We start from the raw sequence: 26,041 nt of genomic DNA, 5'->3' as shown, positions 1-26,041 counted from the left end.
ATCTATAATTAAGCTATCGCAAGTGGCGCAACCTCTCTTATTATCGCTCTCTTTAGAGTGAATGAAGCGCTTGATTACAGAGCGTCAGATATTCAAAATTAATCAAATGCACGGTTATTACATGCGTAGTCAATCAGTCTGGATTGCTAGGCATGGTGTGATAACAAGTGACACTCAAGATAGCGACATTGCGTTATTGATGATTAGGTAACGGGTATACAGGGCTGTATGTCATTGCCAAGGGCGACCGTTTACTATCTTTTAATATGTTAATGATCTATTGAAACATCATTCAATGACTGGGAGTGCCAGAGCTTTCACCTTAGTCTCAAAATGATGTCTATGAGCGTCACACCATTTATTAATTCGGATATACGAATATTAATTATTAGCCCGTTCTGCTTACGGTCTTCAGTTTATGATCTGCATTGGATGCATAAATTGCCCGTTCACCTAAAAGGACTAGCCATGTCAATGATTTCCTCGCAAACCCACCTGGCCACGCCAGATGACTTTTCTGATAACTGTGGTTTTGGTTTGATCGCTCATATTGAGGGACAAGCCAGCCATGATTTGGTAAAAACTGCTATTCATAGTCTAAGCTGTATGACCCATCGCGGCGGTGTTGCTGCTGATGGTAGAACGGGTGATGGTTGTGGTCTACTACTGGCGACGCCTGTTGAGTTTTTTAGAGGTATTGCTGCTGAGCAAGGGTTCGTGATTACTAACAACTTTGCCGTTGGTATGATCTTTGTCAATTTAGATGAGACAAAAGCTCGTGATAGCCAGCAAGTGCTGAGCGATGAGATTGTCGCCCAAGGATTAGAGGTTGCTGGCTGGCGTGATGTGCCGCTTGATTTGAGCATTGTCGGTGACATTGGCCGTGAGACTTTACCTGATTTTAAGCAAGTGTTTGTCAACGCCCCCGATGATTTGGCAGCGGACGACTTTAATCGTAAACTGTTTGTCGCACGCAAAAAAGCAGAGCAGCGCTTAGCTAATGATGAGCTGTTTTATGTGTGCTCATTAAGCTGCCAGACGATTATCTATAAAGGTTTGGTGATGCCATCAGACTTGCCAGCATTTTTCTTGGATCTACAAGATGCGCGTTTGGCATCGCATATCGTGGTATTTCATCAACGTTTCTCCACCAATACCTTGCCGCGTTGGCCCTTGGCGCAGCCGTTTCGTTATCTTGCCCACAATGGCGAGTTGAACACCATCACAGGCAATCGCAACTGGTCTGAGGCACGGACGCCAAAACTAAAATCAGACAAACTGCCCAATTTGAATGAATTGACGCCACTGGTGAACAGTACGGGATCTGACTCATCAAGCTTAGATAATATGCTTGAAGTCCTCATGTCAGGTGGTATGAATCTATTCCATGCGATGTCGATTCTCGTGCCACCTGCTTGGCAGAATGTCGATAGCATGGATATGGATTTGCGCGCCTTTTATGAGTTTTATTCGCAGCACATGGAAGCGTGGGATGGTCCAGCAGGTTTGGTGATTCAAGATGGACGCTATGCGGTCTGTATGCTTGATCGTAACGGTCTGCGCCCATCGCGCTGGGTGACCACTAAAAACGGCTATATCACCGTTGCTTCTGAAGTTGGTGTGTGGGATTACTCGCCAAAAGATGTATTGGCAAAAGGACGCGTTGGCCCTGGTCAAATGCTCGTTATTGATACTTTAACGGGTCAAATCTTAGATACTAAAGCGATTGCGACGTTACTTAAAAAAGCCCATCCGTACCGTAAATGGCTGCGTGAAGAAGCAACCCGTATCCGTGATGATGAGCGCCTTGAAGAAGAGTTAGCAGCACAAACATGCCGTGGTAATGAGCTAAAAACACTGCAAAAAATGTATCACATCACCAATGAAGAGCGTACTGAAATTATCCGCCCCAACGCCGAAAATGGTCAAGAGCCCGTCGGTTCAATGGGTGATGATACGCCTATGGCAGTGCTGTCGCAGCAAATCCGCCATGTCGGTGATTTCTTCCGCCAGCAGTTCGCACAGGTGACCAATCCACCGATTGATCCATTGCGTGAATCTATCGTGATGTCATTGCAGACCTGCCTCGGTGCTGAAACTAACGTGTTTGCGCCATCAGCGCGAGATGCACACCGTATTATCTTATCGTCGCCTGTACTGTCAGCCAGCAAGATGCAGCAGCTTGAGACCTTGGGCGATCCAGCCTTTAAAATGGCGCGTATTGATTTAAACTATGATCGCACCCTTGAGCTATCAGAAGCCATCACGGCTATCTGCGAGCAAGTGGCTAACAGCATCCGAGCTGGTCACACTTTGATTGTGTTGTCTGATAAAGACATCGATGCTGATAAAGTACCAGCCAATGCCATCATGGTGACTGGTGCGGTGCATCATTATTTGATTGGTCAAGGTATTCGAACTGACGCCAATTTAATCATTGAGACTGGTTTGGCGCGCGACTCGCATCAAGTGGCAGTATTGATTGGTTTTGGTGCGACCTGCATTTATCCTTACTTGGCTTATGATGTTATTGATGACTTAGTAGCGACTGGTGAGCTACTTGGTGATCCGATTCAAGCGCGGGTTAATTTCCGTAAAGGCTTGGATAAAGGCTTGCTAAAAATCTTATCAAAAATGGGCATCTCGACCATTGTCTCTTATCGCGGCGCGCAGTTATTTGAAGCAGTGGGTCTCTCTGAAGAGGTGGTGAGCCTGTGTTTCAAAGGCGTGCAGAGTCGTATTAAAGGTGCGACCTTTGCTGACTTAGCTGCCGATCAAGCACAGCTAGCGGCGAATGCTTTTAAGCGCCGCGCGCCACTCGATCAAGGTGGCTTACTGAAGTTTGTCTTCAACAAAGAATATCATGCCTTTAACCCAGACGTGATTAATAGCCTGCATACCGCGGTTCGTACGGGTGATTATGATAATTATCGTCATTATGCTGATTTGGTTAATAGCCGTCCGGTGGCGACCTTGCGTGATTTATTGCAATTAAAAACAGATAACTCTATCGATGTGAATGACGTAGAGGATATCTCATCCATTCTGACGCGCTTTGACTCGGCGGGCATGTCGTTGGGGGCATTGTCACCCGAAGCCCATGAAGCGATTGCCATGGCGATGAATACCATCGGTGGACGTTCAAACTCTGGTGAGGGCGGCGAAGATCCAGTACGTTATGGCACGCTGCGCAACTCAAAGATCAAACAAATTGCCTCGGGTCGTTTTGGCGTCACCCCAGCGTATTTGCGTTCAGCAGAAGTGATGCAAATCAAGGTTGCACAGGGTGCCAAGCCGGGTGAGGGAGGTCAGTTGCCGGGTGGTAAGGTCAATGCTCTGATTGCGCGCTTACGTTATTCTGTACCGGGTGTGACGTTGATTTCACCGCCACCGCATCATGATATCTATTCTATCGAAGATTTGGCGCAGCTGATTTTTGACTTAAAACAAGTCAATCCAGACGCCTTGGTTTCGGTCAAATTGGTCTCACGTCCGGGCGTTGGTACTATTGCTACTGGTGTGGCAAAAGCTTATGCCGACTTGATTACCATCTCAGGTTATGATGGCGGTACGGCAGCCTCTCCGCTATCGTCTATCCATCATGCAGGCTCACCATGGGAGCTAGGACTGGCTGAGACTCATCAATCACTACGAGTAAATGGCTTGCGTCATAAAGTTCGTATTCAAACTGATGGTGGTCTAAAGACAGGACTTGATGTGGTAAAAGCCGCTATCCTTGGGGCAGAAAGCTTTGGCTTTGGTACCACGCCGATGATTGCCGTTGGTTGTAAATACCTACGCATTTGCCATCTTAATAATTGCCCGACTGGGGTTGCGACGCAAAAAGCCAAGCTACGTGATGAGCATTTCATTGGCGAAGCAGAGATGCTCATTAACTTCTTTAAATTTGTAGCAACTGAAACGCGCGAATGGCTTGCCGCCCTTGGTGTGCGTAGTATGGAAGAGTTGGTCGGACGGACTGACTTGCTTGAAGTATTAGAAGGCAACACGGATAAGCAGCGTCATTTGGATTTAACGCCATTATTATTTAGCCATCCGGCCAGTAGTGGTAAAGCCCAAACCTGTCAGGTTGAGCGTAATGAGCCGTTTGATAAAGGCTTACTCGCTGAACAGATGATTAGTGATATGCTGCTCAATATTCGTCAAGGTAATGGCGGCGATTATAGCTATTATGTCGGTAACTGTGATCGCTCTATCGGCGCGCGTATCTCTGGTGAGATTGCGCAGGTCTGGGGCAACCTTGGCATGAGTGATATGCCAATTAAGCTGCATCTGACTGGTACTGCTGGGCAGAGTTTAGGCGTCTGGAATGCAGGTGGTCTAAATATTGAGCTAGAAGGCGATGCCAATGATTATGTCGGCAAAGGCATGGCTGGCGGTGAGATTGTTATTTATCCACCAAAAGACTCAAGCTTTACGGCGCAAGAGACCGCCATCATTGGTAATACTTGCTTATATGGCGCAACGGGCGGCAAACTATATGCAGCTGGTACTGCTGGCGAACGCTTTGGGGTGCGTAACTCTGGCGCGCACGCAGTCATCGAAGGCACAGGCGATCATTGCTGTGAATATATGACAGGCGGTATTGTCACTATTCTTGGGCGTACGGGTCTCAACTTTGGGGCAGGTATGACAGGTGGCTTCGCTTATGTGCTTGATATGGAAGGGGACTTCTTTGACCGTTGTAACCATGAGCTGATCGATCTTAACCGTATCTCAAGTGAGCAAACCGAAGAGCATCGTATCCATTTGCAGCAAGTGATTGAAGCGCATGTTAATAAAACAGGCAGCGCGTGGGGTCAGACGATATTGGCTGACTTTGAGCACTATGTTCGTAAGTTTTATTTGGTGAAGCCTAAAGCGGCAAACATTGCGAGCCTTCTCAAGACCACCATGGCTGACCCACAGTAGCTTTGCTTGGATTATCCAATGTTCCGCTTTTAAAAACCTTTTAACTCAGAGGTTTTCAGCAGGTAAGTGACGGTCACGATATAAATCTCTTAATTTTGCGATAAATGAGACATCGTTGACTGTCACCGCCCACTTTAAAAAAGCTTGATATAAAAAGCCTCATATTAAAGAGACAATACCATGGCAAAACGCTTAGAAAATAGTTTTCAGTTTTTAGATGTACCAAGGCTTGAGCCGACCAAAAAAGACATCGCCACGCGCTCAACGGAATTTGTTGAAATTTATAAACCGTTTGAGAGTGAAGCCGTTGCGCAGCAGTCGCACCGATGTCTGGAGTGTGGTAACCCTTATTGTGAATGGAAGTGCCCTGTACATAACTACATTCCTAACTGGCTCAAATTGGCCACCGAAGGGCAGATATTTCAAGCGGCTGAATTGTGTCACCGCACCAATACGTTGCCTGAGGTCTGCGGCCGCGTCTGTCCACAAGATCGCTTATGTGAAGGCGCTTGTACCTTAAATGATGGCTTTGGCGCTGTAACCATTGGTAATGTCGAAAAGTACATCAACGATACCGCCTTTGCACTTGGCTGGCGTCCGGATATGTCTGATGTGGTTTGGACAGATAAAAAAGTCGCGATCATCGGTGCGGGGCCAGCAGGTTTGGGCTGTGCGGATATACTGGTTAGAAACGGCGTGAAACCAGTTGTGTTTGATAAGCGTCCTGAAATTGGTGGTTTACTGACCTTTGGTATTCCAGAATTTAAAATGGAAAAGGACGTCATGCGTAACCGCCGTGTCATCTTTGAAGGCATGGGCATGGAATTTCGTCTTGAGACAGAAATCGGTACTGATATTAGTATTGATGAACTGTTAAGCGAGTACGATGCGGTATTTATGGGCATGGGTACCTACACTTATATGCGTGGCGGCTTTGCTGGTGAAGAGCTTGTCGGTGTTCATGATGCGCTAGATTACCTGATTGCCAACGTCAATCGCTGCAACGATTGGGAAAAAAATCCTGAAGAATATATCGACTTTAAAGGCAAAAGAGTGGTGGTGCTAGGTGGTGGCGATACTGCGATGGATTGTAACCGTACCAGTATTCGCCAAGGGGCTGAGCAAGTAGTTTGTGCCTATCGCCGTGACGAAGAGAACATGCCAGGTTCGCGCCGCGAAGTGGTCAATGCTCGCGAGGAAGGCGTTGAGTTTCTATTCAATCGTCAACCGACAGAAATCATTGGTTTGAATGGTAAAGTGAATGGCGTGAAAGTCGTTACGACTCACTTGGGTGCGCCAGACAATCGTGGTCGTCAGCGTCCTGAGCCGATTCCTAATTCAGAAGAAATTATCCCATGTGATGCTGTGATTATGGCCTTTGGCTTCCGTCCTAGCCCTGCTGACTGGTTTGAGTCTCAGCAAGTGACAATGGACAGTTCCGGTCGCGTGCTGGCAGCAGAAAAGCAAACCTTTAAATTCCAAACCAAAAACCCCAAGATATTTGCTGGTGGTGATATGGTACGCGGTTCTGATTTGGTTGTGACCGCGATTTGGGAAGGTCGTGAAGCCGCTGAAGGTATTTTGGACTTCTTAGAGGTATAATGGGTTTGGTTGACATCCAATTATTGATAGCTCTATTTCGATCTCAAACGTCTTTTGCCTTTTAACAGGTCAGAGACGTTTTTTTTGATATCAGCAGTACATGATGGTTCGATATTACTTTTCATTGACTATATATTCTTCAATTAATAAGAGTGCCTGTGCGTGAAACCAAAAATTTGGCAACGATTTACTGCACCATTCATTGAACCTTATGCGCGCTATCAGCACGCTGATATCTTGCACGCCATACGTATCGGTGCAGCCATTGTACTTGCGCTGTTAGCCAATCAAATAAGCCATTTTCCACACGGAGAATGGACGACGATCACCGTCTTTATTATTTTAGGATTGCTACAGTATCAAGGCGCTATTTATACCAAAGCCAAAGAGCGAGTACTAGGCACGGTTTTGGGTATTGTCGTGGCATTTGCAATCTTATGGTTCAATAAAGGGACGGGTGCTTGGTTAGGGATAGAGTACCTGCTTATTGGTATCATTAGTGGGATTATTGGTTATTTTTCGGTCAGGCGGCTAGGGTATACTGGATTACTCACTGGCATTACTATGCTGATGATCGTTTCTAATTTGAATCAAGTTAATATGGCGCAAGATGGTGTCTATCGTGCACTCAATATCTTAATCGGTACAGGTATTGCGGTCATGGTGACAGTGGTCTTACCTCTAAAGTCGACGTTGATGTGGCGATTTTTATTGGCAAATAATTTAGAAGCCTGTAGTACTCTTTATGCTGGTGTCGGACATCATATCGATGCTGAAATAGTGGCTCCCAAGTCGCTTGTCTATACTAGAGCGACAAGCTCAGCTAGCCTGTCTTATCCTCAAAATAGCACTACTGCAGATATGCCTGTCAATAAAGCGTTGATAAAATCGCTGCAGCAAATAAACAAGCGACTACTCGCAGTACGTCCACATATCGCTGCAACAGCAAGCGAGTCCGGCATTCATAAAGAGACGATAGAGACGATTCAGCGTACCCATCGCAATATCATCGGTACCATCGATTTATTGCTCAGTGCAGCACCGCGTTTGGCGAATATCGATATCGATGACGATAATCATACGCTACTGATTCACTATCAACACGAGCTCACCCAAGCCATGCAGCATATCGCGGCAGTGCTACGCAGTCCAAGCGATCAGACTTTTCGACCTATTACGCGTATTGCGCTATCAGAATATCCTAGCGTACAGTATGCAACGTTTGAGTGGCAAGGATATTTTTGGTTGACGCAAACGCTGCAAGCACAACTACAACAGTTAAGTGATCTGCTACAAACGACCAAACCGCAGTGGTATGCTGCTTCTGGTCTGCGCTATCAAAAGCGTGAACAGCGTAGAATGAAAGAGCAGGGTGGCGAGTCCGATTTACACTTGTAAATATAGGAGATGCTGGCAAGTATTTGTCAGCACCTTTCAGCGTTACCAATAACCAAATGCGATGTTGTTAGGGTGTTTTTTTGTCGTTATGTGCTAGCATGTTTTGACCTTCAGCGTCTTTTATCTTTTAATAGGTAAAAGGCGTTATTTTTTGATCATGACTTTATCATCGCTTTATCAATAGTTAAGCCAGTAGCTAGAATTTAACCGATTTTTTATTCCTTCACTTATAAGAGATACCCTGCGTGAAACCGACTTTTTGGCAACGATTTACCGCCCCATTTGTAGAGCCTTATGCCCGTTATCAGCATGCAGATGTTTTGCATGCCATACGTTTGGGTCTGGCTATACTTATTGCGCTCTTATTAAATGAGTTTACGCACTTGCCGCATGGTGAGTGGACGACCATTACTGTGTTTGTGATTTTGGGTTTGTTACAATATCAAGGGGCGATTTATACCAAGGCTAAAGAGCGGATATTGGGTACTTTGCTTGGGGTGGTGGTTGGACTTAGCTTCTTATGGCTGATTAAAGATATCGGTGGCTGGCTGTGGCTATATTATGCACTGATTGGCATTATCAGTGGCATCATCGGTTATGTGGCGGTCAAGCAATTAGGCTATATCGGTCTGCTGACAGGTATTACCATGCTGATGATTGTGTCGAGCCCTGACCATAGCAATATTGCCCAAGATGGCTTATATCGCGCGTTCAATATTTTGCTTGGTGCAGGAGTAGCGGTGGCCGCAACGTTAATTTTACCGCTTAAATCGACGTTGATGTGGCGGTTTTTGTTGGCCAGTAATCTTGAGACGTGCAGCAATTTGTATGCAGGGGTTGGCAATCATATTGATGCGGATGTCTTAGTGCCCAAGCCGTTTAAATATAGTAAGGCGACCAGTTCGGCCAGTATTATTTATCCATCGAACAGTTCTATACCAGATACACCCGTCAATAAATCCTTGGTGAAAGCATTACAAAAAATTAATAAGCGTTTGCTTGCCGTGCGTCCGCATATCGCAGCGACAGCAAGTGAATCGGGTATTGAAAAGGAAACACTAGAGACTATTCAGCGTACTCATCGGAATATTATTGGTACGATTGATTTACTGTTAAGTGCCGCACCGCGTTTGGCCAATATTGAAATTGACGATGAAAACCATATTTTGCTTATTCATTATCAGCACGAATTGACGCAAGCGATGCAGCATATGGCGGCGGTATTACGTAGCCCAAATGATGAAGTATTTCGTCCTATTACCCGTATCGCGGTATCAGAATATCCAAGCGTAGAAAACTTAGGCTTTGAGTGGCAAGGCTATTTTTGGCTGACCCAAACCTTACAAGTACAGTTGCAGCGACTTAGTGATTTATTGCAAACGACTAAGCCGCAATGGTTTGCCGCCTCTGGTCTGCGCTATCAACGCCGCGAGCAGCGCCGTATCGAGCATAAAGGTAGTGAAACTGATTTGCACTTATAAATATAGTCAATCCTATATAAATCAGATACGGTGTCAGGCTCGTTTAGTCTACTATTGGTAGTACTTTCGCTCGCCTTCCTTGTATCCAAATTATATTGAACCGACTATAAAAGCTAAATAAAAGCCAATAAAGAATAAATAAAAAACGCTGACTTTATTAAGTCAGCGTTTTTTTTGCGGTAACAGTTGTTAAAAAAGCTATTAAAAATGGCTATTAAAAACAGCTATCAACAAACAATGATTAACGACCAGTTTTTAGTTTATCCCAATACTGCTGATAGACTTGCAATGCTTCATCGCCCACATCTTCTTGGAATTCCGCTTTTGCCAGTACGTCTTTGCTCGGATAGATGGTTGGATTGTTTCTCACCTCTTCTGGCATCATCTCACGCGCAGCCATATTAGGCGAGGCATAACCAATCTCTTCGCTGACGATTTTAGAGTTCTCAGGACGCAGCAAGTAGTCAATAAACTTATGGGCTGCATCGACTTGTTTGGCGTTTTTCGGAATGACAAAGTTATCCATCCACAAGATAGCGCCTTCAGTTGGATATTTATAAACCAAGCTGGTCAAGCCTTCGTTATTGGCGATGATAGCTTCACCATTCCAACTCATACCAACCGTGGTTTCGCCTTCCATATAAGGCATGCGCGAGGCATCCGAGTTAAAGGTCTTCACATTTGGCATCAAGGTCGTGAGCTTCTCATAAGCGGCTTTGATTTCGTCAGGATTTTTACTATTACCTGAATGCCCAAGGGTCAATAGCGCCATGCCAAACACTTCGCGCATATCGTTCATCAGCATCACTTGCCCTTTATACTCAGGACGCCATAAATCGTTCCAGCTATTTACGGTTGCAGGATCGACCTTGTCACCATTAATGGCAAGACCGGTGCTGCCCCACATATAGGGAATCGAATATTTGTTCTCTGGATCAACCTTGGTATTGGTAAAAGACGTATCAAGATTCTTAAAATTGCTCAATTTGGATTTATCGAGCTCTTGCAGCAAGCCTTCTTTGGCCATTTTTTCGACATAATATGTTGATGGGATGGCTAAGTCATATTGGCTAGAGTCATCGAGTAGTTTGAGCTTGGCGTACATAGCTTCGTTAGAATCAAAGGTGGTGTAATTGACCCGAATGCCTGTCTCTTCAGTAAAGCCGTCAAGGATTTCTTGCGGCATATACTCTGACCAGTTATACAGATTGAGCGTTTCAGCACTCGCCGCTGTACCATCAGCCGCCGTATTGTCTGACTTACTACAGCTAGCAAGTGCTAGCCCAACAGCCACGGCTAATAGTGCTTTTGGTAGTATATGAGCGCTACGAGCAATGTTGTGGGGCGATGATGAATGAGTCAAAATATCTCTCCTAAATAAGAATGATGCAAATGAGTAAAAAGTTAAATGATAGATAATGGAAGCTAAGGGCTAAATACTAAGTGCTAAATATAAGGTATCGAGCCAGTTGTGAAACTATTATGGCTATGATTGTTAAGAATTTAAAGGGCAAGAAAGAAGTACGTTCTTCATAATATTGTTAAAAGTGTCGCTGATGAATGGCTGAAGAATCTATAAAAGGAAAAATATGGGATTTACTGCTGAATTTGAGTAAGATAATAAGCGTAAATAATCATGCTATGATGAGAGCTACTTTACCCTTAAGCCATGAGTTTACAACGTGGTTTTTATAAGATGCAAAGAGTACCGATAAAATAAAAACAATCGAATGTTAATTAAATGGTTTGAATTAAAAGAGGCAAAAGATGAATAATCGTAAACGCGCTGGACTGATTACTGCTGTGCTTGGCATCGTCGCCTTTATGACCATGTTTAACGCTGGCTCGCCGACACCTATCGTTAATTGGCCGGTTGAGACGTACATGGGTTTAGCATTTACGATTGGCTGGTTGAGTAATGTGCCTGTTTGGTTGGCCTATGTGCTGGCAGCGGTGGTGCTTATTTTGATTGTTGTCGGATTTTATAAAATCGGTAGTTGGCTTTATAGTTTAATGACGAAGCATGGTTAGATTTATCTGGGACGTGTCCTTATTTTAAAAATGAGGACACGTCCTAGAGAAGTAGCAATTTGCAAAGTCTGATTATTAAGACGCAATATGAAACTGCTCAAGCACCGACTGAATACCGCGCTCCTCAATCGTACCCGTGACAAAGTCTGCACGCGCAATCAATTCTTGCTTTGCATCACCCATCGCCACCGCATAGCCGACCAAGTCAAACATCTCTAAATCATTCATTCCATCACCGAACGCCATACACTCACTGGCATCTACCCCATAATATTGACAAACGTCTTTAATGCCTCGCGCCTTGGATGCCTCTATCGGTAAGATATCTGCGCCGATATGATGCCAATGGACGAGCTTTAACTCGTACTGGGCAAAATCGACGTCTTGCATTTTCTCTTGTTGATTGTTAAAAAATACTGAGCATTGATAGACGGTATTCCCTTTATGATATTCAGGATCAACGATAGAGTTTGGCGTGATGGCATTAAACTCGCGCAAGCGCTCATTTTCACCTGACCAAGCGATATGGGTGGCAGAGTCAAACTTATGAATCAACTCGCTCTGCTGGCACAGCCGCACGATTGTATCCGTTTGCTCAGCGGACAACGGATAGTGGCTAATTCGACCCTTTTTATCAAAACTATACTGTCCATTCATACAAATAATCGCATCTAAGACATCAGCTTTGAGTAAAGCTAAAATATCTGCTGGCAATATGGCTTTGGAGCGTCCCGTTGAAATCACCAGCTTAATATCAGTGCTTGCAAGCTCCTCAAGTGTTGCTTTGTTGTGTTGGGCAATGATGCCATTGCGGCTCAAGGTGTCATCGATGTCAAAAAAGATGATCTTGGGTGTCGGAGTGTTGATAGTCATACTTTCTTTGGCGATTTTGTCTTCGATAAACATGATGATCCTATTGTTTTTTAGTCGTTTCAATACCAATGATTTAGATACTACTACAACACACCCAAAGAGATAAATACCTATAAAGTAACCTGCGATGATGCAAATTTGGCTACTGCTGCGGTATTCGCTTTGCGGGCATTGCGATTGATTTGCGTTTATTCGAAAGGTTAACAAAAACCCTAAACGATATAATTAACTTAATAGTGGCTATTTATTATAAGGTTAAGATTAACGATCAATATCAGTTAACAAAATGATGAACGGTTTTTATCAGTGTATCCGCTATCTAAAGGAGCTAGTATGAAAATTTTTACCTTAAAATCAGTCACCACTTTGACGGCTTTAGCAACATTGGCACTATCTGCCAATGCCTTTGCAATGGATGTTAAGTTTAACGATGCTGCTTGGAATGGCAAAAAAATACCTGAAGGGCAGCAGTGTCTAAACTATGATGGCAAAAATCCAGCCACGCCGAGCATGACGGTCTCAAACATACCGATGGGTGCGGAGAGCTTGGTTTTCGTTTACAACGATGTGAGCAATAAACGTATGCAACATGGTGGACATGGCATTGTAGAGTTTGCCCTACCAGAAGGTGCTACGAGTGCTGAGATTCCACGCGTGTTTGGGCATACTTATGAAGTGCCAGTCGGGATTGAGATGATCGCGGAATATCGTAGCCGTGCAGGGGAAGCGGGAGGGGCGTATAAACCGCCTTGTTCAGGTGGCAAAAACCATCTGTATACGGTAGATGTGCAGGCATGGCAAGGCGATAGTGTGCTTGCTGAGACAACGGTTGAGATGGGTCGGTATTGATGCTTTGGTCGTTTTAATGAGCGTAAAAAAGCCGTCTATACCGTGTATATAGACGGCTTTTTAGTAAGAGTAAGTGATGTTTGCAACGTCTGAGCCATGAGTAAGCGTGGGTCAGTCGTATGTTAGGGTTGAGACTGTGCTATAGGAAGATATAGATTAGGCTTGTTAATTATTAGACTAATGATATCGCAGTCATTGTGCCAAGTTTTATAGTACAATTGTACTCCGAGAAGTGTCAGCGTCCTATCTCATTAGAATTCCAATGCTTATTTCTAGAAATACAACGATGCTAGATGACAAAAAACCACTAAGAAAAAATTTTTTATTGATTATACTTTATCTTAAATTAGATCAGGTTTTTATAAATAAGGTTTCTCATGACTATAGCGACAAGCCATACTCCAGAAAGCAAAAAAATAAATGGCGAGCATATTCTTATCAACATGATATATATCGCCAAAAATGTCGACCTAGATTCGGGAATCGAGCTGACTCGTGCACTTGAGTATTGGCGAAGGTATTTTGAAGAAAACAATATAGCTTCAGCTTTAGTCATTAGTGAAGGTTATTTCGTTCAAAGTTTTCAAGGGACAAGGCCCGCTATCAATATTGCCTTAAAAAAAATACTTGACGAGCATTCAACTATTTTTCCCAATATTGTTAATATAGAGGAAATAGAGTCGCGTCAATGGAATGGGTTTTTAGTGAAACATCTAACATCAAGCGCTGAAGATGAAGAGTATGCCCTCAAAAGCTTCTCAGCAGGTTCTGATTATAATCCCTATCTAATGACAAGTGCTCAGATTAAAAGCTTTTTGACAGCAGTTTTTGAAAATGCTGACTCTAACAAGTCTTAGACGATTTTTCTATTCTGATTGTCGTAAAAAAGCCGTCTATACCGTGTGTATAGGCGGCTTTTTGATGAGAGTAGGTTATGTTTCATATATAGATAAGAGGAAAGCACTTTAAGTCAATTAAAGTATAAATTCTCATTTATAATGAGCCAAACAATATGCTTATTTCTTAAAAAAACCTCATGTTTAAAAATATTAATATTAGACTGTTAATCGCTCTTATTTCAATGATGGCACTACCTTCACTCTATCAAACAATTAGAGTGAATTTTCTAGGTGATTTGCCTAGTGACTCAGGAATAAATATTGCGAGTCAAATACTGTGGCTGAGTTTGATTTATGAGATAGCGCAAGAAGCCTTAATTTTGCCTTTATTCTATCTTTTCGGAAAATCTTTGTCTAATACAGAGGAATTTGAAAATAAAGTTCAGACTGGGTTTATCGTTATCTTGGGTATCACGGCTTGTCTATCTGCGATTTTATTCATTTATTCACAAAATATTGTGATTTTTATGGAGCAATCAGAGCAGATCGTTGAAAGAACGACACAATATATTCGCCTGGAAACCGTAGCAATTATGTTTGCTACGCTAGTTAAATATATGACGGTTACTATTATCAGTTTAAATAAAGATAAGTATATTTATGGCTTTCTAGCGGTGCAGATGATTCTATCTATATTCTTAGATAGCGTGTTTTTTGGACCTTTTGAGTTTAGTCTGAATATGGGTGTTATCGGTATTGCTTGGACGAATATTATTGTCAATGTAGCTATTTTACTAGCCACCTATATCTCTATACGACAATATGGATTGAAGCTTTTATCAGTCAATCAAATGTCATTTACATGGATGAAAGAGTGGTGGACGACAGGTGTATTTTCAGGATTAGAATCGCTAGTCAGAAATATTGCTTTTATAGTCATGATTATAAAAATGATTAACATGGTTGAGGAGCAAGGTAATTATTGGGTAGCTAATAGCTTTATTTGGGGCTGGCTGTTACTACCTGCCTTAGCATTGTCCGAGTTAGTAAAAAGAGACGTTGGTGAAGACGTAAAAAATATTGCCAGAAACACAAAAGGCTATTTCTCACTAGGGCTAATATTTGTCGCTATATGGTGTATTACTATTCCATTCTGGCAAAGCTTTCTTGCTAATGTTATGAATGTTCAGGACATAAAAACGGTGATGTATATTGTTGGAATACAGACAGTATTTTATTTTGTCTTTATATTCAATAATAGTATTTTGGATGCTACCTTATATGGCTTAGGTAAAACGAACTATATGTTCTTTCAGTCACTTTGGATCAATGTCGGCTATTATGGCGCGATGTTTGTCTTATATAAACTAGAGGTATTTACACCGACGCTATTAAGTATATGCCTAATGTTTGGCTTTGGTATATTGATAGACCTTATTCCGACTGTTATCTTATATAAGAAAGCGTTGCGCGAACAAGACATCAAAGTAATATGGTAACTTGAGACAGCTATGCGGTGAAACATGGTTATATAGCATGCCCTATCGATTGGTAGTATTTGACTTTTCAAAAGTGCGTAGAAGAAGGGGTTTATACGTCTGAATGGGGTGGAGCGGATATTGATGGTATTAAGATTGATAGTTAAGGTTTAGTTTTTTGACAGAGTTTGCTGGGCTAAAAGCCCAGCCTACGCTTGCTCGTAATTTTCCAATTCAGAACCTTACCATAGGTTTGATTACTTAATCTTCTTATATTTATGTGTTTTTTCGCTGCACGTTTCATATAGATAAATAGAATCAAAGACTTTTTGAGCTTGCAACTGACTCTTAAAAGCTGGTGATAAAAGATTTTCTATATCATTTATGTCAAAAAATGGATCGAATAAGCCAACAAGAAGTATGCCACCTCCATGTAAATTGGCTAGCTCGATCATTGTGCTTTTAGTTAACTTTTTTTTGATAACTGACTCAACTCGTTCAGAAGTGATTGCATCAGCATCTATAAATAGACCACTTTTAGACGGTTGATGTATTTTATCATGAGCAGCATAAGATGTAATGCTTTTAGCAACATCATCACTGAAAAAAGCGTCTGTAATCTCTATCCAAGTTTTATTATTATCAATTTCAACCAAAGCATCTGGTGGATCAGGCCTATTCTCAACTTTTAAAATTGAACCTTTTTCTTTCATGTAATCCTTAAAAGTGCTTAAAACACTATTTTCGTGAGCATCTTTCAGATCTTTTCGTAATACCATTTCTAATTCCTATGACAACCTAAATAGCAAACGTAAGCTAAGCTATTAACCCAACTTTTCTAGAATCTAAGAACCGAAACTAAATCAACCAACCTCAACACTCGTCACATTCTGAAAGCCTCTTGGCAACTGACTACCACGATTACCACGAACACCCATATAGTTAGCCAAGTCATTTGGTTTTAGCGTCACATGGCGTTTGCCAGCGGTAATAATTAGGCTGTCTTGCTGACTGAGAGGCGTAATGGCGAGCACTTCCTCATTCTCTTTCAATTTAATTAGCTTATTACCTTTACCGCGTGCCTGTTCAGGTAAATCATCGAGGGAAAATATCAGTAAATATCCAGCATTGGTCACGACAGCGATATGGTCAGGCGCTACCTTTGCATGGGTATTGTCACCATCAGCATTGGCAGTCGTTTCTACTGGCGCATCGATACGCGCAACAGGGAGCAATCGACTATCAGCCGCTAGGTTAATGATGTTTTTACCCGCTTTTTGATTGCTATCAAGATTGCCGATGGTGTTGATAAAGCCATAACCTGCGGAGCTAGCGAGAATAATGCGTTGATTGTCAGCACCGGTTAATAGCTGCTCAAAGCTAGCACCTGCTGGTGGCTTTAACACACTGGTCAGAGGATCGCCTTGACCACGAGCCGAAGCAAGGCTATGCGCATCAATACTATAGCTGCGTCCAGTGCTATCGAGCACGTAGATTTTCTCATTGGATTTACCGCGCACGTGCGCTTGATAGCTGTCACCTGAACGATAGCTCATGCCAGCGGCATCGACGTCATGACCTTTGGCAGCACGAATCCAACCTGCCTTTGATAGGATGGCAGTGATCGGTTCGCTCGGTACAAGGTCAGATTCTTTTAATGCTTGCGCTTCTTCGCGCTCTGCCAGTGGTGATACGCGTTCATTGCCATGTTCTTTCATATCGGCTGTTAGCTCGTCAATCATCAGATTGGTCAGACTGTCTGGATTGTCCAGATACTCTTGAATGATGGCGCGTTCGGCAGCCAGTTCATCTTGCTCGCGGCGTAGCTCAATTTCCTCTAACTTTGCTAGCTGACGCAAACGAATATCCAAAATAGCATTGGCTTGAATATCAGTGAGGTCATAATCTTGCATTAACGATAATTTTGGATCGTCCTCTTCGCGAATGATGCGAATGACTTCATCAATATTAAGATAAGCAATCAGCAAACCTGCGAGGATATGTAAGCGCTTGTCGATTTTATCGAGGCGATATTGTAAGCGACGGGTGACCACTGATCGGCGGCAGACCAGCCATTCATCAAGAATTTCTTTTAGGTTTTTGACCTGTGGTTTACCATTTAGGCCAATCATATTCATATTGACGCGATAATTGCTTTCTAGATCCGTACTGGCAAACAGATGGCTCATGACGCGAGCGACATCGACTCGGGTTGATTTTAGCTCAAGTACGATACGGCAAGCATTTTCGTGGTCTGATTCGTCATGAATATCAACAATCCACGGCAGCTTTTTATCCGTCATCAGCTTAGCAACTTGCTCTTGAATTTTATTACCGGATACTTGATAAGGGAGGGCGTTAATGATGACGAGATTTTTTTCTTTCGGGTCAATATGAAAGGTTGCGCGCATTTTATAGCTGCCACGACCAGTCTCGTACATCGCTTGCAAGTCTTTTTTGCTGGTAATGATTTCAGCAGGCGTTGGCAAATCTGGCGCTGGTATTGATTGCGTGAGCTGCTTAACGGACAACTCTGGATTTTTAAGCAAGCGAATCGCTGCACGCACCACCTCATTAAGATTATGCGGTGGAATGTCGGTTGCCATGCCAACCGCGATACCTGTCGTACCATTTAATAAAATATTGGGCAGGCGGGCAGGGAGGGTGGTTGGCTCTTGCATCGTACCATCGAAGTTGTCTTGCCAATCGACCGTGCCTTGTCCGAGTTCTGCAAGCAAAGTATTGGCATAAGCCGACATTTTGGCTTCGGTATAACGCATGGCGGCAAAGGATTTAGGATCATCTGGGCTACCCCAGTTACCTTGGCCCGTGATGAGTGGATAGCGATAGCTGAACGGCTGTGCCATTAGAACCATCGCCTCATAACAAGCACTATCGCCATGTGGATGGTATTTACCTAGCACGTCACCGACGGTACGCGCAGATTTTTTCGCCTTTGCCGTTGATTTTAGCCCCAGCTCGCTCATGGCGTAAACAATGCGGCGCTGGACAGGCTTTAGACCGTCAGCGATATTTGGTAACGCCCGATCCATGATGACGTACATCGCATAGTTGAGATAGGCCTGCTCAGTGAACTCTGCGACTGAGCGAGTATCCATCGGTTCATTAGGAATAATAGGGTCAATCGTATGATCAATAACATCGGACATAAAATAGGGTTCACTTATCAGTTTTAATAGGTATAAATAATTGGTGCAAGCGTACAAATAGGATAGCGCTATCGTAAAGGATATTGGCAAAATTAAAAAGGCATAAGTCAGAATAGACGACAGGTCGTGACGTGCTGGATAATGATAAAAAGGGTACACGACGTAACTTTGTGACCTTAACAGAGCTTGCTACTGCCCTTGATAGTAAAGGTAAAAAATAGTTAACGATAAAACACTATAAACAGTATTAATGAATAAATGTTTGCTAATAAATCGCTGAAAGATTATCGATTATTGCTATTAAGGTTTTGATAACTATGACATTATTGACCGTCAAGACAGTTTGCGAACTCAAGTAGCAATCTTTTATATTGAGTAGTCTGTATAAAGTGTGTATGTTAATGAACAGAGGGCTATTTACCGCTATATTGTTTGCTCATCACCATATGATTGCCTCACAGCCAAGCCTGCCATTACGATGACAAGCCTGCGCTCTGAGCTGTTATATTTTTATCACACTGTGATTCGCATGGGTTGACGGTAGCGTACTATTACTAGGAGAGAAAAGATTATGGAAAATCACAGTAACCTAATTCGTCGTAACGATAAAGTATGGGTCAAAACTTATGAAAAGCTTGGTATTCAATACGACATTGAGATGCCAGCCGCTAATACTTCTTTAATCGATATATTTGAGCAGAATTTTACGAAGCACGCTGGTAAGACAGCGTTTGTCTGTATGGATGCAAAACTCTCCTACGAAGATTTAGATCGTTATAGCAAACAAATTGCTGCCTACTTGCAATCACTTGGGTTAAAAAAAGGCGATAAAGTCGGCGTCATGATGCCAAATATTTTGCAGCTACCAGTTGCCGTATTGGGTGTGCTGCGTGCTGGCATGACCTTGGTTAACGTTAACCCGCTTTACACCTCAAAAGAGCTTGAGCATCAACTAACAGACTCTGATACCAAAGCATTATTTATTTTAGAGAACTTTGCCAAAACGTATGAAGACATTGGTAAAGACTTGGTTGACCATGTCGTCGTGACGTCGATGGGTGATTTGATGAGTCCATTAAAAGGCTTTATCGTTAATATGGTCGTGCGTCACGTGAAGAAGCTTGTACCTGACTATAACCTTAAAACCAGCACCAACTTCAAAACGGCGCTGAATCGCTTCTCAGCCAAAAATTACAAACGTCCAGATAACATCTGCCTTGATGATATTGCTGTTTTGCAATATACCGGCGGTACGACCGGTGTCGCTAAAGGCGCAATGCTCACGCATGGTAATTTAGTCGCCAACCTGATTCAATGTGATACCTATCTTGGCGATGCTTTTGATAAGTTTGAAGGTATGGATGAGCAGCCAGTTATCATGACCGCCTTGCCGCTATATCATATCTTCTCGTTTACCGTTTGCGGCATGTTTGGCTTATATCGTGGTTGTATTGGGTTACTGGTACCAAACCCACGTGATGGCGCAAGCTTAATCAAAGCTTACAAAGATTATCCACCAGCGTTTTTCCCAGCGGTCAATACGCTGTTTAATGCGTTGGCAAATAGTGATCCATTCAAAGCTTTAGATCATAGCAAGCTTGAGATGTCGATGGGCGGTGGCATGGCAGTATTAAAAGACACCGCTGACAAATGGCAAAAAATTACTGGTAATGTGATCGTACAAGGCTATGGTCTGTCAGAGACTTCTCCTGTGGCATCAGCCAATCCACAAGGTACGGGCGAGTTTTCAGGTAACATCGGTCTGCCGATGCCAGCGACAGACATGGCTATCTTGGATGAAGAAGGCAATGAGGTCGCACTGGGTGAGCGCGGCGAGATTTGTGTTCGTGGTCCGCAGGTGATGAAAGGCTACTGGAAACGTGATGATGCTACCGCTGAAGTCATGACGTCTGACGGTTATTTCCGTACGGGTGATATCGGCGTGATGGATGAAGAAGGCTACTTTAAAATCGTTGATCGTAAAAAGAATATGATTTTGGTATCTGGCTTTAACGTATATCCAAACGAAGTCGAAGATGTGATGTCAGGTCATCCAAAGATTTTGGAATGCGGCGTCATTGGTATCGAAGATGAAAAGAGCGGCGAAGTGCCAAAGATTTATGTCGTGCGTAGTGATGACAGTTTGACTAAAGAAGAAGTGCTTGCTTATAGCAAAGAGAATTTAACTGGTTATAAGCGTCCTCGTTATGTTGAGTTCATCGATGAATTACCAAAATCAAATGTCGGTAAGATTTTACATAAAGATTTGCGCGTGCTGGAAGAAAAGAACCGCGTTTAATCAGCTAGCCTTCAGCGCCAGAGTATTTTTATGAGTGTCTGCTACTGCTTGTTAGGCACTCGTAAAGTCATCATGATAAGTCACCACGATACTAATGATAAAAACTAACGCTACAAACTAACGCTACAAACTAACGCTACAAACTAACGCTACGAACTAAATCTGAAAGAAACTATCAGGATGCTAAGTTGTCGTGATAGTGGTGGTTGTGATACTGGGTGTCGTGATCCGAAAATGGTAAGGTTGCTGGTATGCTGCCTTATCATTTTTTGTATTTATTGCTTTTTTTGTCGCTATGAACCAATCAGGTAGAGATAGAGAATTTTTAGCAAAACTGCTATAGTGCTTACCGACATATTCGTCTATTTATCGATGAGATGACGTTGGTTTTGCGCTATATGTCTGATAAAACTATCAGGGATAAAGTGGTTTTTAATTCGTCAATGCCGAGTTATTGTGATATTTATCAAGGACTTAACGTTGCGCTTTGATTGACAAAGCTTGTGAATGATAAACCTTTTTTGTTACCACGTTTTTTATTCACAAGCTTCTGCTGTCACTGAACAATCACAAAAAATAATGGTGTTTTCATTAGATTATTCTACGTTTTTAACGGTAACATTTAGGGAAAATTATGACCGACAGTATCAATAAAGAGACTACAAACGATAACGCTGCAATGAATAATAAAGACAGCGTATTTCCTACTATGCCGACGATAGATAGTGACAGCCCATGGTTGAAAACTTATGAGCGTTATAGCATTGATGCGACTATCGATATGCCTGATGACAATACCTCTTTACTTGATGTGTTTGAGCGTAACTTTAGCCGTTATGGGAAAAAAACGGCCTATATTTGTATGGGTGCATCGATTAGCTTTAAGGAATTGGATTTATACAGTCGCCAAATTGCCAGTTACTTACAATCATTAGGCTTGGTAACAGGTGATAAAGTTGGGGTGATGATGCCCAACCTCCTGCAATATCCAGTGGTTGCTTTGGGGATCATCCGTGCCGGTATGGTGTTGGTCAACGTCAACCCTTTATATACCAGCCGAGAGTTATCGCATCAGCTGCATGATAGTGGCACCAAAGCCCTATTCATTGTAGAGAACTTTGCGAACACCTATCAAGAGGCAGAAGACAAAGGTCAGGTTGAGCATGTCATCGTTTGTAAGATTGGCGATATGCTAGGAACAGTGAAAGGAGCCGTCGTTAACCTCGTTGCGCGCCATGTCAAAAAAATGATTCCGGCTTATAGTCTGCCAAACAGCGTGAGTTTTAAGCACGCTTTAAATGCAGTATCAGCCAGCAAATATAAACGCCCTGATTTGAATTTAAGCGACGTGGCATTATTGCAATATACGGGCGGTACGACAGGGGTTGCCAAAGGTGCAATGCTGTCGCACGGTAACTTAGTTGCCAATATGCTACAGATTAGTGCATTGATGGACAGTGCATTTGATGATGATGTTGATGCCAATGATGTCATCCTGACGGCACTACCGCTATATCATGTATTCTCATTTATGGTCTGCGGCATGTATGGCATGTACCGAGGTTATGCAGGCTTGCTTATCCCAAACCCTCGTGATTTGGATGGTTTGATTAAAGAGATGGCCAAATACAAACCCGCCTTTATCCCTGCGGTGAATACTTTGTTTAACGGTCTAGTACACAAAGACGGCTTTGCAGACTTAGATTTCTCTAACCTAAAAGCGTCTATCGGTGGCGGTATGTCTGTCTTGCCAAGCGTGGCAAAAGAGTGGCATAAAATCACTGGTCTGCCTATCGTTGAAGGTTATGGTTTGTCAGAAACCTCACCAGTGGCTGCTTTTAACCCGATGACCATTGCTGAATTCACGGGTAAAATTGGTATTCCTGCCTCTAGCACCGATATAATACTAATCGATGATGATGAAAATGAAGTCGCATTGGGTGATCGCGGCGAGATTTGTGTCAAAGGTCCGCAGGTGATGATAGGTTATCAAAATCGTCCAGAGGAAACAGCTGAAACGTTTACTGCCAATGGCTTTCTGAAAACTGGCGATATCGGTATCATGGATGAAAAAGGCTTTATCAAAATCGTTGATCGCAAAAAAGATATGATTTTGGTCTCTGGTTTTAACGTTTATCCGAACGAAATTGAAGAAGCCATGAGCGAGCATCCAGCTGTGGTAGAATGCGGCGCTATCGGTATTCCAAACGATGACCGCGGTGAAGAGCCCAAGTTGTTTGTGGTCAAAAAAGGCGATGTGACAGAGCAAGAGTTGCTTGATTTTGGCAAAAAGCAACTGACTGGTTACAAGCGTCCGCGTCACATACAGTTCGTCGATGAATTACCAAAATCAAACGTGGGTAAAATCCTGCGTAAAGAATTGCGTAAGATGGAAGGGTTAGAATAAAGTTGGTGCTATTTCTTTGTTAAGCCAATGACTGGCTCAAGTAGCGGCGCAATAGCTCGAACGAATCTTGCTATTGCGCCGCTGCCACGTTAGGATATCTCAATATTTACGTCTGCTATGGCATCCAATTATTATTTATTTTAGCTTGTTAATAGTTTGCTAGATAAATGACGGTTAGCCACATAATGACAGACACCTCATTTTATGACACCGCCTTTAAAACATTGTACTAGGGATTTTTATGCGTATTGACAATCGTGAGCTTGACCAACTTCGCTCGATCAGCTTTGAGCGCCATTATACTAAGCATGCCGAAGGGTCAGTGTTAGTCAGCTTTGGTGATACCAAAGTATTGTGTACCGCTAGTGTTGAATCTGGCGTACCGCGTTGGCTTAAAGGTAAAGGCAAAGGCTGGATCACTGCTGAATATGGTATGTTGCCACGCGCGACGAATACTCGTAACCAACGTGAAGCGGCACGTGGTAAACAATCAGGTCGTACCCAAGAAATCCAGCGTTTGATTGGTCGTAGCTTACGAGCGATGATTGACTTGAGTAAGCTGGGTGAAAATACCATTTATCTTGATTGTGATGTTTTGCAAGCCGATGGCGGTACTCGTACTGCTAGTGTGACAGGGGCTGCTATTGCGCTTATCGATGCATTAGAGAGTATCCAAAAAAGCAAAAAACTCAAGGCAGATCCACTGATTGGTTTGGTCGCTGCGGTCTCTGTTGGTATGAAAGACGGCAAAGCGTATCTCGATTTGAACTACGAAGAAGATGCCAGCTGTGATACCGATTTGAATGTGGTTATGACCCAAAAAGGCGAATTTATTGAGCTACAAGGAACGGCGGAAGAAAAGCCATTTACTCGTGCTCAAGCCGACGATATGTTGATTCTTGCCGAAAAAGGCATCGCTGAGCTGATTGCTATGCAAAAAACAGCCTTGGGTTGGTAGTCTTATTGATGACTACTTGCTCATCGTATTTTCATTAAACTTTTACTTTCTTATTACTCTGTAACAGGTAGTCATGCATGCTCAAGCTGACCGACGATGGTGCCAAAATCACGCTACAAGATCAGCCAAAAACGACTGATGATGGCATGTTTTGGTTTGGCTCAGCATTATTGGTTGGGGCAGTGGCAGTTGCTTTGGCAATGAGTCTGCTGCCTGAGCGCTTGGCTATAGGGGCATTGGCGCTACTGATTATTGGTAGCTTTATATTTAATCGAAAACGCCAACAACAGAAAAAAGCCATGGCTGGTGTCATCAGCAGCGGCATCTTGTGGCTGCGTGCTGGTGAGCTGGTGCATGACAATCAAGGTAAGCGTCAGCATATTCAGTTGACTGACGGTGATAAAATCATGCTTATTGGTGAGCAATTACAGATTGTTGATTGTGATGATATACGCAAATACCATATTAGCGGCTTTGATAGTATTCAAGAGGCAACCGCTGCCAAAGCTATTTTGCAAGGTCAAGCATTGGGCAAGCGTCATGTTAATATCAAAATGAGTAACGATTAGCTTATTTCTTAGCCGATTATCTACTAGATTGGGCTATAAAAACCTCAGTGACTTTATTTCAGTAATATTTTATTTCAGCAATCTTCTATCTCAGATAATGTTTTATCTGCTCAGCACTCTATCTACGCAGTATTTAATCTAAAACTGCTTATTTTATTTCCTTTTTATTTAGCGCCAGCTCTCCATCGTTTTTCTACGTGCTCCTCTTATCTAACCATTAGTCTGTGTTTTTATACCTTTTATCGGCTATTTGAGCCGAATAATGCTTGCAGCGTCATGTCTAAATGGTTTATAAGTAAGATTAGAACATCCTATTATTATGGTTTATGTTGTCATTTATATTTTATTGACAAGGAGTTGGTCATGTCGCGTTTGCCTGTGTCATTGTCTATGTCGTCGTCGGTTACCGCGTCGTGCAGTCTTTTATTATTTACCGTTGGCCTAGTAGGTCAGGCCCATGCCGATAGTATGAGTGCGCTGATCGCCCAAAAATCTGTGCAATCTGATTTTAGTGCTCGCTATACACCATCATACTCAGCGGTGCCCTCCGCGAAAGTCAGCACGCGTTCTACCATTCAACGTGCAGGAACTTATCGCTCAAATTCTGCCAGTACTCCACCAGTGATTCAGACATCCTATCGTTATCCTGAAGTAGCGCGTCAAGCACCAGCAGTGATGCCCGCTTTTTTATCGGGTAATTATGATAATGTCGATAGCGAGTATTTACCGTTACTGAGCAGTGCGGAGATGCAGAGTAGTTTGGCCGCCCGTGAAGTCGTTAGCACCGCACGCAAGATGGCGCTGAACGAGCGCGCGATCATTCAAGGTGGCTGCTGGGACTATCTCAATGCCGTGTTTAAACGCGCCGGGGTGACACGCGATACCATTCATAAAGGTACTTATGGTCAAGGTCCTTATGCCAATAGCGGCGAGATTGAAGTTGGGGATTGGCTCTATTATATCAATCATGGCTACAATGGCGTCGAGCATAGTGGACTGTTTGTCGGCTGGGTTGATGAGCGTGCAAAGCAAGCACTGATCCTCAGCTATGCGGGCGAAAATCGCCGCGAACCTGCGCGTTACCGTGTTTATGATTTGAGTAATGTCTATCAAATCATGCGCCCTAGTGTTTAAGCTTTCATATTTATGATGTCC

At 43.1% G+C, this 26,041-nt stretch carries 17 protein-coding genes; 13 read left to right on the top strand and 4 right to left on the bottom strand.

Annotated elements, in window-relative coordinates; genetic code table 11:
* The first annotated feature begins 468 nt into the window (after positions 1–468).
* The 4 genes from gltB to C8D84_RS10195 all read left to right on the top strand — a co-directional run bounded on the left by gltB (position 469) and on the right by C8D84_RS10195 (position 9,413).
* On the top strand, positions 469–4,932 hold the full coding sequence (gene gltB, locus C8D84_RS10210) for a glutamate synthase large subunit (protein WP_109591922.1): 4,464 nt from the start codon (positions 469–471) through the stop codon (positions 4,930–4,932).
* A gap of 180 nt (positions 4,933–5,112) precedes the next feature.
* Positions 5,113–6,534, top strand: a complete 1,422-nt coding sequence (locus tag C8D84_RS10205) for an FAD-dependent oxidoreductase (protein WP_109591920.1) — start codon at positions 5,113–5,115, stop codon at positions 6,532–6,534.
* A gap of 162 nt (positions 6,535–6,696) precedes the next feature.
* A complete protein-coding gene (locus C8D84_RS10200) occupies positions 6,697–7,932 on the top strand; it encodes an FUSC family protein (RefSeq protein WP_109591918.1) in 1,236 nt (411 codons plus the stop codon).
* A 245-nt stretch (positions 7,933–8,177) separates the two neighbouring features.
* The gene (locus C8D84_RS10195) at positions 8,178–9,413 is read left to right on the top strand and encodes an FUSC family protein (protein WP_109591916.1); all 1,236 of its coding nucleotides are present in this window, start codon (positions 8,178–8,180) and stop codon (positions 9,411–9,413) included.
* Between the two features lie 241 nt (positions 9,414–9,654).
* Here C8D84_RS10195 and C8D84_RS10190 read toward each other — a convergent pair whose 3' ends face one another.
* Positions 9,655–10,776: an ABC transporter substrate-binding protein gene (locus tag C8D84_RS10190; RefSeq protein WP_228244535.1), complete on the bottom strand. Its 1,122-nt coding sequence runs from the start codon at positions 10,774–10,776 to the stop codon at positions 9,655–9,657.
* A 404-nt stretch (positions 10,777–11,180) separates the two neighbouring features.
* Between C8D84_RS10190 and C8D84_RS10185 the strand changes: the two genes are divergently transcribed.
* On the top strand, positions 11,181–11,444 hold the full coding sequence (locus C8D84_RS10185; protein ID WP_109591911.1) for a hypothetical protein: 264 nt from the start codon (positions 11,181–11,183) through the stop codon (positions 11,442–11,444).
* 75 nt (positions 11,445–11,519) lie between these two features.
* Here C8D84_RS10185 and C8D84_RS10180 read toward each other — a convergent pair whose 3' ends face one another.
* On the bottom strand, positions 11,520–12,350 hold the full coding sequence (locus C8D84_RS10180) for an HAD family hydrolase (protein ID WP_228244534.1): 831 nt from the start codon (positions 12,348–12,350) through the stop codon (positions 11,520–11,522).
* A 300-nt stretch (positions 12,351–12,650) separates the two neighbouring features.
* On the opposite strand from C8D84_RS10180, the gene C8D84_RS10175 reads away from it, so the two are divergent.
* The 3 genes from C8D84_RS10175 to C8D84_RS10165 all read left to right on the top strand — a co-directional run bounded on the left by C8D84_RS10175 (position 12,651) and on the right by C8D84_RS10165 (position 15,504).
* The gene (locus tag C8D84_RS10175; RefSeq protein ID WP_109591909.1) at positions 12,651–13,166 is read left to right on the top strand and encodes a hypothetical protein; all 516 of its coding nucleotides are present in this window, start codon (positions 12,651–12,653) and stop codon (positions 13,164–13,166) included.
* A gap of 377 nt (positions 13,167–13,543) precedes the next feature.
* Positions 13,544–14,023, top strand: coding sequence for a BLUF domain-containing protein (locus tag C8D84_RS10170; protein WP_109591907.1), 480 nt, complete (start codon positions 13,544–13,546; stop codon positions 14,021–14,023).
* A 179-nt stretch (positions 14,024–14,202) separates the two neighbouring features.
* The gene (locus tag C8D84_RS10165) at positions 14,203–15,504 is read left to right on the top strand and encodes an MATE family Na+-driven efflux transporter (protein ID WP_109591905.1); all 1,302 of its coding nucleotides are present in this window, start codon (positions 14,203–14,205) and stop codon (positions 15,502–15,504) included.
* A gap of 236 nt (positions 15,505–15,740) precedes the next feature.
* Here the strand turns inward: C8D84_RS10165 and C8D84_RS10160 are convergent, their stop codons facing one another.
* Both C8D84_RS10160 and parC read right to left on the bottom strand, forming a co-directional pair.
* A complete protein-coding gene (locus C8D84_RS10160) occupies positions 15,741–16,262 on the bottom strand; it encodes a hypothetical protein (RefSeq protein ID WP_109591903.1) in 522 nt (173 codons plus the stop codon).
* A gap of 84 nt (positions 16,263–16,346) precedes the next feature.
* Positions 16,347–18,653, bottom strand: a complete 2,307-nt coding sequence (parC, locus tag C8D84_RS10155) for a DNA topoisomerase IV subunit A (RefSeq protein ID WP_109591901.1) — start codon at positions 18,651–18,653, stop codon at positions 16,347–16,349.
* A gap of 571 nt (positions 18,654–19,224) precedes the next feature.
* Here parC and C8D84_RS10150 point away from each other — a divergent pair.
* The 5 genes from C8D84_RS10150 to C8D84_RS10130 all read left to right on the top strand — a co-directional run bounded on the left by C8D84_RS10150 (position 19,225) and on the right by C8D84_RS10130 (position 26,020).
* The gene (locus tag C8D84_RS10150) at positions 19,225–20,952 is read left to right on the top strand and encodes an AMP-binding protein (protein ID WP_109591899.1); all 1,728 of its coding nucleotides are present in this window, start codon (positions 19,225–19,227) and stop codon (positions 20,950–20,952) included.
* A gap of 679 nt (positions 20,953–21,631) precedes the next feature.
* Positions 21,632–23,359: an AMP-binding protein gene (locus C8D84_RS10145; RefSeq protein ID WP_407691881.1), complete on the top strand. Its 1,728-nt coding sequence runs from the start codon at positions 21,632–21,634 to the stop codon at positions 23,357–23,359.
* Positions 23,360–23,600: 241 nt separating this feature from the next.
* Positions 23,601–24,317, top strand: a complete 717-nt coding sequence (gene rph / locus C8D84_RS10140) for a ribonuclease PH (RefSeq protein WP_045443953.1) — start codon at positions 23,601–23,603, stop codon at positions 24,315–24,317.
* Between the two features lie 77 nt (positions 24,318–24,394).
* Positions 24,395–24,886 (top strand): hypothetical protein, encoded by a 492-nt coding sequence (locus C8D84_RS10135; protein ID WP_060491852.1) that lies wholly within the window; start codon positions 24,395–24,397, stop codon positions 24,884–24,886.
* 363 nt (positions 24,887–25,249) lie between these two features.
* Positions 25,250–26,020, top strand: a complete 771-nt coding sequence (locus C8D84_RS10130) for a hypothetical protein (RefSeq protein ID WP_055124810.1) — start codon at positions 25,250–25,252, stop codon at positions 26,018–26,020.
* Positions 26,021–26,041 lie beyond the last annotated feature (21 nt).

The sequence above is a fragment of the Psychrobacter immobilis genome, assembly GCF_003148585.1.
Classification (GTDB): domain Bacteria; phylum Pseudomonadota; class Gammaproteobacteria; order Pseudomonadales; family Moraxellaceae; genus Psychrobacter; species Psychrobacter immobilis.
The sequence above is the reverse complement of the archived record's forward strand: the minus strand, read 5'-3'. Positions and strand labels throughout refer to the sequence as shown.

What these genes read in the sequence shown, in the direction of transcription:
- gltB (WP_109591922.1), top strand. Translation starts at nt 469, where the DNA reads ATGTCAATGATTTCCTCGCAAACCCACCTGGCCACGCCAGATGACTTT.
- C8D84_RS10205 (WP_109591920.1), top strand. Translation starts at nt 5,113, where the DNA reads ATGGCAAAACGCTTAGAAAATAGTTTTCAGTTTTTAGATGTACCAAGG.
- C8D84_RS10185 (WP_109591911.1), top strand. Translation starts at nt 11,181, where the DNA reads ATGAATAATCGTAAACGCGCTGGACTGATTACTGCTGTGCTTGGCATC.
- C8D84_RS10180 (WP_228244534.1), bottom strand. Translation starts at nt 12,350, where the DNA reads ATGTTTATCGAAGACAAAATCGCCAAAGAAAGTATGACTATCAACACT.
- C8D84_RS10175 (WP_109591909.1), top strand. Translation starts at nt 12,651, where the DNA reads ATGAAAATTTTTACCTTAAAATCAGTCACCACTTTGACGGCTTTAGCA.
- C8D84_RS10170 (WP_109591907.1), top strand. Translation starts at nt 13,544, where the DNA reads ATGACTATAGCGACAAGCCATACTCCAGAAAGCAAAAAAATAAATGGC.
- C8D84_RS10165 (WP_109591905.1), top strand. Translation starts at nt 14,203, where the DNA reads ATGTTTAAAAATATTAATATTAGACTGTTAATCGCTCTTATTTCAATG.
- C8D84_RS10160 (WP_109591903.1), bottom strand. Translation starts at nt 16,262, where the DNA reads ATGGTATTACGAAAAGATCTGAAAGATGCTCACGAAAATAGTGTTTTA.
- parC (WP_109591901.1), bottom strand. Translation starts at nt 18,653, where the DNA reads ATGTCCGATGTTATTGATCATACGATTGACCCTATTATTCCTAATGAA.
- C8D84_RS10150 (WP_109591899.1), top strand. Translation starts at nt 19,225, where the DNA reads ATGGAAAATCACAGTAACCTAATTCGTCGTAACGATAAAGTATGGGTC.
- C8D84_RS10145 (WP_407691881.1), top strand. Translation starts at nt 21,632, where the DNA reads ATGAATAATAAAGACAGCGTATTTCCTACTATGCCGACGATAGATAGT.
- rph (WP_045443953.1), top strand. Translation starts at nt 23,601, where the DNA reads ATGCGTATTGACAATCGTGAGCTTGACCAACTTCGCTCGATCAGCTTT.
- C8D84_RS10135 (WP_060491852.1), top strand. Translation starts at nt 24,395, where the DNA reads ATGCTCAAGCTGACCGACGATGGTGCCAAAATCACGCTACAAGATCAG.
- C8D84_RS10130 (WP_055124810.1), top strand. Translation starts at nt 25,250, where the DNA reads ATGTCGCGTTTGCCTGTGTCATTGTCTATGTCGTCGTCGGTTACCGCG.